The following is a 10835-nucleotide window of genomic DNA, read 5'->3' as shown; positions in this document are numbered from 1 at the left end:
CCTCATCGCTGGCAAGCCAGCTCCCACAGTGTTGTGTATACCGCGGGAACTGTGGGAGCTGGCTTGCCAGCGATGGCGTCAGTGCAGCCGCTGGGTAATCAAGAGATCGCCGGCTGACTATGCGGAAACAACAGATCGACAAAGCGTTCCGCCGTCGGCTGCGGTTCATGGTTGGCGAGGCCGGCGCGCTCATTGGCTTCGATGAACACGTACTCGGGCTGATCCGCTGCCGGCACCATCAGATCGAGCCCGACCATTGGAATATCCAGCGCCCGCGCCGCGCGCACTGCCGCGTCGACCAGGGTTGGATGAAGAATGTCGGTCACGTCTTCCAGCGTCCCGCCGGTGTGCAGGTTGGCCGTGCGCCGCACGAACAGATGCTCGCCGGCCGGCAGGATGCTGCTGTAGTCGTAACCGGCGGCATGCAGCGTGCGTTGGGTTTCGTGGTCCAGCGGAATCTTGCTTTCGCCACTGGTGGCGGCTTGCCGGCGGCGGCTCTGCGCTTCGATCAGCGCACCAATCGAATGCTGACCATCGCCGACCACTTCGGCGGGCTTGCGAATCGCCGCCGCCACCACTTCAAAGCCGATCACCACGATGCGCAGATCAAGGCCTTCGTGGAAGCTTTCCAGCAGCACGCGACTGTCGAACTGCTTCGCCGTTTCGATAGCCTTCTGCACCTCTTCGATGGTGCGCAGATCCACCGCGACGCCGTGGCCCTGTTCGCCATCGAGAGGCTTGACCACCACCCGTTGGTGCTCATCGAGGAAGGCCAGGTTGTCGTCGGCATTGCCCGCCAGTTGCTGCGCCGGCAGTTTCAGGCCTGCGGCCTTGAGCACCTTGTGGGTCAGACTTTTGTCCTGGCACAGGGTCATGCTGATCGCACTGGTCAGATCGCTCAGCGACTCGCGGCAGCGCACGCGACGGCCGCCATGGCTAAGGGTGAACAGCCCGGCGTCGGCGTCATCGACTTGCACGTCGATACCGCGTCGATGCGCCTCTTCGACGATGATCCGCGCGTAAGGATTGAAATTCGCCTCCGGGCCCGGGCCGAGAAACAGCGGCTGGTTGATGCCGTTCTTGCGCTTGATGGCGAAGGTCGGCAGGTTGCGGAAACCCAGTTTGGCGTAAAGGTTTTTCGCCTGACGATTGTCGTGCAGCACCGACAGATCCAGATAAGCCAGGCCGCGACTCATGAAGTGCTCGACCAAATGTCGCACCAGCACTTCGCCGACGCCGGGGCGCGAGCAATGCGGGTCGACCGCCAGGCACCAGAGGCTGCTGCCATGTTCCGGATCGTTGAAGGCTTTTTCATGATTGAGGCCCATGACACTGCCGATCACCGCGCCGCTGTCTTCGTCTTCCGCCAGCCAGTAGACCGGGCCGCCCTGATGATGCGGGGTGAGCAACTCCTGATCGATCGGCAACATGCCGCGCGCCTGGTACAAACGGTTGATGCCCTGCCAGTCGGTTTCGCTCTGCGCACGACGAATGCGGAAGCCGCGAAACACCCGCGTGGCCTGCCGGTAATCGCTGAACCACAAACGCAGGGTGTCGGATGGATCGAGAAACAGCTGCGTCGGCTCCAGGCCGAGAATCTGCTGCGGTGCGGCAACATACAGGGCGATGTCGCGCTCGCCGGGTTGCTCGTTGAGCAGCTCCTGCGCCAGCGACGCCGGGTCGGGAAAGGTGTGGCCGATCAGCAGCCGGCCCCAACCGCAATGCACGGCAATCGGGGCGCTGGCAAGCTCGCTGCCGTCTTCGGCCAGGCGCGCCTGCAAACGTTCATACGAGGGGGCCTGACCACGCAACAGGCGTTGGTTGATGGACGTGGCATGGGGTTTCATCAATCAGATTCCTTGTTCACTGAGCCACAGGTTCAGGGCCGCCAGTTGCCACAGTTTCGAGCCGCGCAATGGGGTCAGTTGGCCTTGCGGGTCAGTCAGAAGCTTGTCGAGCATGCTCGGGTTGAACAGGCCGCGATCCTGGCTCGGATCCAGCAGCAACTCGCGCACCCAATTGAGCGTGTCGCCCTGCAAGTGCTTGAGACCCGGCACCGGGAAATAGCCTTTCTTGCGGTCGATCACTTCGCTTGGAATGACCCGGCGCGCAGCTTCTTTCAGCACTTGCTTGCCGCCATCGGGCAGCTTGAATTTGCCCGGCACACGGGCCGACAGTTCGACCAGTCGATAGTCGAGAAACGGCGTACGCGCTTCCAGGCCCCAGGCCATGGTCATGTTGTCGACGCGTTTGACCGGGTCATCGACCAGCATCACCGTGCTGTCCAGACGCAGCGCCTTGTCCACGGCAGCCTCGGCGCCGGGCTCGGCAAAATGCTGTTTGACGAAGTCGCCCGCCGCATCATGATCGACCAGCCATTTCGGCTGCACAGTCGCCGCGTAGTCGTCGTAGCTGCGATCGAAGAATGCATCGCGATAAGCGGCGTACGGATCCGCCGCGCCGTCGACCTGCGGATACCAGTGGTAACCGGCAAACAGTTCGTCCGCACCTTGGCCGCTCTGCACCACTTTGCAGTGCTTGGCCACTTCGCGGGACAACAAATAGAACGCGATGCAGTCATGGCTGACCATCGGCTCGCTCATCGCCCGGAACGCGGCGGGCAGTTGTTCGATGATTTCTTTCTCGTCGATGCGCAACTGATGGTGGCGAGTGCCGTAGTGTTTGGCGATCAGGTCCGAGTACTGGAACTCGTCGCCGCGCTCGCCGCCGGCATCCTGGAAACCGATGGAAAAGGTCGACAGATTCTCTACGCCGACTTCGCGCAACAGGCCGACGAGCATGCTCGAATCGACACCGCCCGAAAGCAACACACCGACATCCACTGCCGCACGCTGACGAATCGCCACCGCTTCGCGGGTGCTGTCGAGGACGCGATCGACCCAGTCTTCCAGATTGAGGTTTTTCTCGTCTTCATTCGGACCGTAGGGCAGGGTCCACCAGGTTTTCTGCTCGGTGCGGCCATCGGCTTCAACGCGCATCCAGGTGGCAGGCGGCAGTTTTTCGATACCGGCCAGCAACGTGCGCGGCGCAGGTACGACCGCGTGGAAATTCAGATAGTGATTGAGCGCCACCGGATCGAGGATCGGGTTGATGTCGCCGCCCTTGAGCAGCGCTGGCAATGCCGAGGCGAAGCGCAGGCGTTGGCCAGTGCGCGACAGGTACAGCGGCTTCACGCCGAGACGGTCACGGGCGATGAACAGGCGCTGGGCATCACGCTCCCAAATGGCGAAGGCGAACATGCCGTTGAGCTTCGGCAGCAATCCCTCGCCCCAGGCGTGATAACCCTTGAGCAGCACTTCGGTGTCGCCACCCGAATAGAAGGCATAACCCAGTGCTTCAAGCTCTGCGCGCAGTTCCGGGAAGTTGTAGATCGCACCGTTGAACGCCAGGGACAGGCCCAGTTGGCTGTCGATCATCGGCTGCGCCGAGCCGTCCGACAGGTCCATGATTTTCAGGCGTCGATGACCCAGGGCAATCGGCCCTTGGGCATGGAAGCCCCACGCGTCAGGGCCGCGAGGGGCCAGGTGATGGGTGATTCTCTCGATCGCTGCAAGGTCTGCAGGTTGTTGATCAAAACGTAACTCGCCAGCTAATCCGCACATAAAGTCCTTACCGGTTTTTCCGTTGGGGAAGGTCAAGCCGTACCACGCGAAAAGTGCGGGTACTCAGAAACTGACCTGTCACGGTAGGCGGAGTTTTAGATCGATAAGTTATAAGCGCGGCGCTACGGCCTCTGCAGGTCGGTGCTAGAGGGCGCCCTGGCAGCGTTAGCCGGTTTTTTTTGCGGGGCGGTAGCGGGCTGTTTTATAGGCCGAAAAACTGCGTGTGTTTGCGGCATTTGCCAGCAGTTTTTTCCATTATCAATTCATTCACACCATCGCTAAGGTCGAAAGCCCCAACAGCAATAAAGGACTATTGCCATGTCAGTGCAGCAACAGAAACAAAACCTTGCTCCATCTTCAGTGCTCGGCACGCTGCTGGAAGCCACCGCAGACCTCGACACGGCCGAGGCCCTGGAGAAAAGTCTGCCGCCTTATTTGCTCAAGGCTTCGACCGACACGCTGGCCACGCTGGATCAGACCGCTCGCGAGCTGCATCGCCTGCAGCTCAAAGTGGCCAAGGATCTGGCCGGATTGCAATCGTTGCGCGGTTTCTGCAAAAAAGAACTCACCGCTGCGTTGAACGCCAAGTGGCCGGCGGTCTATGACGTCGAACAGGATGTGCTCAGTCTGCCGGGTGACGATTGCGGCTGCGACGCGACGGCGACCAACCAAGCGGGTATCGATGTCGTAAAACACGCCGAGCAAACCCTGCTGCAGGCGGCGATGCAGAACTTCACTGAAGACGAAGAGCAAGCCGATGGTTTCCCGTCCGGCAGTGTCGTGCGCATTGCCAGTGCGCCTGCGGGTGTGCAGGGCCTGACACCGCAGGCGTTCGCCGCGTTGTGCCGCACGCTCGACCTGGGCAAGAAATATCAGCAACATTTCCAGCAAGTCTTCGGCCTGCGCGATGCCGACGGCAAAGTCGTGACCAGTAGCGTCCTGACCCGCGACATTGGCGCGATGAAAAAAAGCCTGTTGCAGCTCGACGCCCATCTGGCCGCGCTCAAGGCTGATATCACTCCGCAGGGATTGCGCATGCTGCAGGATCTGATTGATGCCCAGGGCGTGGCGTCGGCAACCCTGCGCCACGGCAACGACCCGATGATCATGCAGGGAATCGAGATACTGGACAGCTGCGTGTGGGGTGTCGTGGTGTTCTGCGCGCGCTCGGTGCAGGAACATCCCGAGGATGGTTGCCTGGTCTACATGGCGGGCGAGCCCGATAGGGCGTTGTACGAATATCCGAGCTTCAATGCCTTCAAAAACTATCTCACGCAACAACTGCGCAAACCGGACTACAAGGATTATTTCGGTCGATGCCTTGATGAGGATGACAAGGCCGATTTCTTCAAAACGTTCGAGGAAAAGGGCGAGTTGGGCCTCATCAGGCAACTGTCGATGAGTGTCCCGCTTTTTGATTTCATGGTGCAGAGTCACGTCGGCAAATTACAGATCGATGCGCGCAAACTGGCGGTGCCGACGGCAGATATCGATGAGGACGCACGCCAGAAACGTCTGCTGGATTTTCTCCAGCTGGGCGTGACCATCGCGTCAGTGGCGGGCATGTTTGTGCCGGTCCTTGGCCAACTGATGATGGGCGTCGCGGTCGGGCAATTGCTCGGCGAAGTGTATGAAGGGGTCGAAGACTGGCAGCGTGGCGATCATCAGCAAGCGCTTTCGCACCTGCTCAGCGTGGTGGAGAACATTGCGCTGATGGCGGCGTTTGCCGGCGGGCAGAAGGCGTTGGGCACGCTGGGCGGCAAACTGCTGCGCTCGCACCCGGAGTTCTTCGGGCAATTTCGGGCCATCCTCAATCACGCAGGCAAGGCACGTCTGTGGAAGCCCGATCTCGTTGCCTATGAGCATTCACTCCCGGCGGGATTCACCATTGATGCCAGCTCCAAGGAGTTTTATCAGGTGGGCCGCAAAACCCTTGGGCGTGTCGATCATCGATTCTTTGCCGGCAGTTACGATGCCGATGCCAGCCTGTGGCGTCTGGAGCATGCCAGTCGCGCTGACGCCTATGCCCCGGAGTTGGCCCGGCACGTTGAGGGGGGCTGGCGCATTCCTGGCGAAGAGCCCGAGGAGTGGGGCAGTTCTGCGTACGCACTCAAACGCATCGACCCGCACCTGAGCGAATTCACCGACAGCGACCTGGATAACATGCGTCGGCTCAGTGGCATCAGTCATGACCAGTTGCTCCAGGCGTTCAACGATAACCTGGCGTTGCCGGAGCGTCTGCGCGACACGGTGGAACGCGTGCGTCTCTCCCGTCAACTGCGCCAGCTGACCCGCGAACTGCAGGCCGGCGAAGTACATTCCGGCCAGCCCGCCGAGGAGCAATTGCACGCATTGCCCAAGCTCAAGGGCTGGCCAACCGACCGCTACATCGAGGTGACCAACGCCGATGGCAGCGTCGAGGGAACTTATCCATTGACCCGCGAGCCCGACGAAGCTCTGAGCGTGGCAGTCAGCCGTGAACAACTGGCGGCGGGGCAGTTGCTGCGAACGGTCATTGATGGCCTGTACCAGAACGAAATCGATGCTTTGCTCGGCGGTAAAACCGCCGCCAGCCTGGAAGAGTCGGCGCTGGCGAAGAAGCTCGGCGCGGCGCTGAAGACGGATCATCGTGAGGTGCTTGAGCGTATGTATCAGCGTTATGACCGGAGCGAGGCGGACGATGTGCTGAAGTTGCGCAAGGTCTTTGCCGCCATTGCGACGCGCCATGGGCAGCAGCTGATCGAGCGCGCGCCGAGTATCGAACGATTGCATCTGCGCGAGACCGGGCAGGTGCCGTTGCGGATGGGGCAACGCGTCAGGCAAAACATCAACGCAGTGCGACTCGATCGTGCCCTGACGGGTTTGCATTGGCCACGACTGGCCAATGCCGATACCGACAAACTGGCCATTCAGTTGCTGCCACGACTGAGCGGCTGGGATGCACAATTGCGCTTGCAAGTGCGTGACAAGACACTCGCCGGGCCAATTCTGGAAGCCATCGGCGATGCCTCTGCGAAACCCGAAAATACCTGCTCGCTGGTGAAGTCTGCTGCCGGTTACGAGGCGTTCAGTGGCGACGGCAAGTCACTTGGCAAAGTGGCAGCAGCGCCGGGGGATCTGTACAGCGCGATTCTCAAAGCGCTGCCGTTGCGTCAGCGGACGGCCGCCGGGTTGGGCGGGTCTGCGCAGGCTGACACGGTGCGCTTGCGCAGCAAATTGCTCGATGCGGCGCTGGACGAACGCGAGGAGACGGCGCAGACATTGGTTCGCGGCACGTTTGAGCCTCGGCTTGTCGAGCCGGCCTGCATGCAGAGCGATCAGGCTGCCGGGACGGAGCATTCGCGGGCGCTGCTGCGCAAGGCGCGCAAACTGTATCCACGCTTGAATCAGCAGCAGCTCAGCCAATTGCTCGATGAGCTGGGCGATGATCCGTTGAGCCGTGCGACCCGCATCAAAGCTCTGCGTCAGGATCTGCAGACCCTGCGTGACGTTCTGTTTGTCTGGAGCGAAGATGCCGCGGCCCTGAAAGCCATGGGTGGCGATCTGGCCGAAGCGCGGCACAGCCGGAAAATCGCCGCCGAGTTGATCGAAGAAGGATTTCGACGCTTTCATTGGGCCACCAACGAAGAGGGAAAAAACCTCTGTACCCTCAACCTTGACGGCATGCGCATCGGTAAGGTGCCAACATTGCCGCCGTCGGTGAGCTTCGACCACATAGAGCAATTGTCGATGCGCAACATGGCGCTGGGTGATGATGTCGCGCACTTCCTCAAGTCCTTCAAACAGCTCGAGCTACTGGAACTGGGCAGCAACACGATCACCCGGTTGCCTGAAGTGTTGTCGCACATGCCGCGTCTGCAACGGCTGAGTCTGGCAGGCAATCAGCTCAAACTGACCGAACAGACCCTGGCGAAGCTGAACAGTCTGAGCACGTTGCGCTACCTGAATCTGGACAAGAATCCGTTGGGCGCCACCCCGGATTTCAGTCAAATGACGCAACTGCGCCGCTTGTCCCTGCAAGACACCGGCATCACGGAACTGCCAGAAGGCCTGTCCAATTCCGTCCACATTGAATTGATGAACCTGACCGGGAATAAAATCAAAGAGCTGCCCGACTGGTTATTCCAGAAAACACGCCAGTTCACCAGCGCACTCAAGCTGGGACTGAATCCTTTTTCCGAACGCAGCAAAACGCATCTGGAAAACTATCGCGATAATTTCGGCATCGGTATGGACTACCTCCCCAATGACATCGCCAGGATGAACGAGCAACACGCCCGCTCGCTCTGGTTGACCAAGAACAGTGGCGAGGAGTGGGCAGAACAGACGCGCATCTGGACGGCATTGCGAAACGAGCCGAAGGCCGATGGGTTGTTCACCGTGCTGGCGCAACTGGGCGATACCGCGGACGGGAAAAAGGCCAGCGCCGACTTGCAGCGACGCGTCTGGGCGGTACTGAAGGCGGCCGAAGCTGACGGGCCGCTGTGTGAACAAGTGCTCGACACGGCTGCCGATCCGCTTCATTGCACCGACAACGCAACGCTGGTGTTCAGTCGCCTGGAAGTCGAGGTGGAAGTCGAGCGGGTAACCAGCGCGGCAAGCGGCCGCAAGGTCACTGCCAAGGCTCTGCTGGAACTGGGCCGCAGTCTGTTCAGGCTGGACAAGCTGGAAGAAATTGCCCTGGAGCATTCGCTCCGGGCGCCGAAGGTCGATGCACTGGAAATGAACCTTGCTTATCGCATCGGTCTGACCGATGCGCTCGGGCTGCGCGGTCAACCGAAAGGTATGCTGTTCGATGCCCAGAGTGGCGTGACAGCCGCTGATCTTGAGGTCGCCAGAAATCGCGTGATGACTGCCGAACTTTCCCCGCAATGGCTGAAATACATGCAGGAGCGAACGTTCTGGCGTGATTATCTGAAGCGTACGTTTACGCGCAAATTTTCAATGATCGATGAATCGTTCGCGCCGCGCATGAGTGCCCTCGATGAGCAGGCGGACACCCTCCTCAGTGCCGACTATGTGAGTCAGGCGAATGCCCTCCAGCTTGAAAAGGAGCAGGCACAAGAGGCAGTGATCAAGCGCCTGACCGAAGAGTCCATACGCCTGATGGATCTCGGCCTCTGTGTGATGCCGGACATCTGATATTCACTTGCCGCGAATCAGTTTGCGCAAGGCAAACCGGTTGGGATGGCACGCTTCGGCCACGCTGCGCGGCAACGGCAGCGGCTCGTTGTCCAGCCACGCGGCGAGCAGTTCGCCGGACAGCGGCGCGGTGATCAGCCCGCGAGAACCGTGGCCGCTGTTGACGTACAGACCATCGAGCCATGGGCAGGCGATGTCCGGCACCTGTCGGGCGTCTTTGCTCAACGCAGCGTAGGTTTGATTGAAGGTTTGCAGATCAGCGAGCGGGCCGACAATCGGCAGGTAATCGGGGCTGGTGCAGCGATAGGCTGCGCGGCCCTCAAGGTTCTCAATTGGCTGCTCGCTGATGTTCAGACGGCTCAGCAGATCGCTGGAAATCTCTTCGAGCATCGCCAGATTGCCTTGGTGCTCGGCAGTCGTGGGCGTCAGGTCGTCGCTGTTGAAGTCGAAACTCGCGCCCAGGGTGTGCTCGCCCAGACGCGCCGGGGCGACGTAGCCTTCGGCGCACACCACGGTGGTCAGCGCATGACTGTCTGCGGTTTCAGGCAGACGCGTAATTTGTCCGCGAATGCGCTTGAGCGGCAATTCGGCACTCTGGGCAAAACGTTTGATTTCGGCAGCACCGGCCAGGATCACCACCGGCGCACTGGCGAGCAAACGCTCGCCGTCGAACGCTTGCCACTGGTCAGCGACTTTACGCAGTTCCAAAGCTTCGTGATGGCTGAGCAACTCAATATTGGTGTGGGCCGCCTGGGCCTGACACAGCGCCGGCGGATGCACCCAGCCGCCCTCTGGGTAGAACAAGCCGCCGTGGGTCACGCCGACACCGGCGCGAGCCTGCGCTTGCGGCTGTTCCAGCCACTGCAAGAGATCTTCAGGAAACGCCGCCGCCAGTTGCCCGTGGCGCTCGGCTTCCTTGGCGTTGAACGCCAGTTGCAGCACGCCGCAGTCATCCCAGTCGCTGCCGCGTTGCAGGCTTTCCAGCAGGCGCCGGGTGTAACCGAAGCCGCTGACGATCAACTGCGACAACGCCGTGCCATGGGCGGACAGCTTGAGATAGAGCACGCCTTGCGGGTTGCCAGACGCTTCCTGCGCCACCGCCGCGTGACGCTCGAGCAGACTCACCTGCCAGCCGCGCGCCGCCAGACTCGACGCCGTCGCGCAGCCGGCCAGACCGGCGCCGATCACCAGCGCCCGGCGCTCACCGCGCAACGGAGCAGGGCGGGCGAACCAGGGTTTAACCGGCATTGGCGCCGTCACCTCGGCGGGCCAGCCGAGAAATTCGCCACGCAGGATTTCCCACTTGTGGCCGATGCCCGGTGTGCGCTTCATCTTGAACCCGGCAGCGTTGAGCAGACGCCTTACCCAACCGGTGCTGGTGAAGGTGCTGATGGTCGAGCCCGGCGCGGCCAGGCGCGCCAGCTCGACGAACAGCTCAGCGGTCCACATGTCCGGGTTTTTCGCCGGTGCGAAACCATCGAGAAACCACGCGTCGATCTGCGCATCGAGTTGCGGCAGTTGCTCCAGCGCATCGCCGATCAGCAAGGTCAGCGTCACTCGACCTTCGGCCAAAGTAATGCGCTGAAAGCCTTGATGAATCGCCACGTAATGCCTCAGCAACTGATCCGCCAACGGCTTGAGTTCCGGCCACAGTGCCAAGGCCCGACGCAGATCCGCAGGCGCCAGCGGGTACTTCTCGACGCTGACAAAATGCAGGCGCGCACCGGCCACTGCGTGTTGTTCGAATAGCTGCCAGGCGCAGAGAAAATTCAGCGCGGTGCCGAAGCCGGTTTCGCCAATGACCAGCCGACCATCCGCCGGCAGCGCAGCGAAGCGCTCGGCCAGACGGTTCTGCTCAAGAAACACGTAACGGGTTTCCTCCAGCCCCGACTGATCGGAAAAATACACGTCATCAAACACCCGCGAACGTGGGCGTCCCTGGTCGTCCCAGTCGAGTTGGGCGTGGGGCATTTCGGCTTTCATGGCAGGCTCGGCAAACACAAGGCGGCCATTCTAGCCGATCACGCGCGAGCTGCCTGATCCAGCTCAAGACGGGATTTGGGCGTGTCA

The 10835-nt window shown here is 61.1% G+C and carries 4 protein-coding genes; 1 reads left to right on the top strand and 3 read right to left on the bottom strand.

Annotated elements, in window-relative coordinates:
- Window positions 1–98: 98 nt before the first annotated feature.
- Complete coding sequence (gene ngg / locus F8N49_RS20210) at window positions 99–1847, bottom strand: N-acetylglutaminylglutamine synthetase (protein WP_151552275.1); 1749 nt, start codon at window positions 1845–1847, stop codon at window positions 99–101.
- 3 nt (window positions 1848–1850) lie between these two features.
- Window positions 1851–3623, bottom strand: a complete 1773-nt coding sequence (locus tag F8N49_RS20205) for an N-acetylglutaminylglutamine amidotransferase (protein ID WP_151552273.1) — start codon at window positions 3621–3623, stop codon at window positions 1851–1853.
- Window positions 3624–3941: 318 nt separating this feature from the next.
- On the opposite strand from F8N49_RS20205, the gene F8N49_RS20200 reads away from it, so the two are divergent.
- Window positions 3942–8765 (top strand): NEL-type E3 ubiquitin ligase domain-containing protein, encoded by a 4824-nt coding sequence (locus tag F8N49_RS20200; protein ID WP_151552271.1) that lies wholly within the window; start codon window positions 3942–3944, stop codon window positions 8763–8765.
- 3 nt (window positions 8766–8768) lie between these two features.
- On the opposite strand, the gene mnmC is transcribed toward F8N49_RS20200, so the two are convergent.
- Window positions 8769–10748, bottom strand: coding sequence for a bifunctional tRNA (5-methylaminomethyl-2-thiouridine)(34)-methyltransferase MnmD/FAD-dependent 5-carboxymethylaminomethyl-2-thiouridine(34) oxidoreductase MnmC (gene mnmC, locus F8N49_RS20195; protein WP_151552269.1), 1980 nt, complete (start codon window positions 10746–10748; stop codon window positions 8769–8771).
- Window positions 10749–10835: the final 87 nt, after the last annotated feature.

It is taken from the genome of Pseudomonas sp. GXM4, assembly GCF_008923895.1.
Taxonomy (GTDB): Bacteria; Pseudomonadota; Gammaproteobacteria; order Pseudomonadales; family Pseudomonadaceae; genus Aquipseudomonas; species Aquipseudomonas atacamensis.
Note: the sequence above shows the minus strand (reverse complement) of the source record. Positions and strands in the feature narration are given on the sequence as shown.

Coding starts and splice junctions, on each gene's coding strand:
- ngg (WP_151552275.1), bottom strand. CDS start 1,847: ATGAAACCCCATGCCACGTCCATCAACCAACGCCTGTTGCGTGGTCAG.
- F8N49_RS20205 (WP_151552273.1), bottom strand. CDS start 3,623: ATGTGCGGATTAGCTGGCGAGTTACGTTTTGATCAACAACCTGCAGAC.
- F8N49_RS20200 (WP_151552271.1), top strand. CDS start 3,942: ATGTCAGTGCAGCAACAGAAACAAAACCTTGCTCCATCTTCAGTGCTC.
- mnmC (WP_151552269.1), bottom strand. CDS start 10,748: ATGAAAGCCGAAATGCCCCACGCCCAACTCGACTGGGACGACCAGGGA.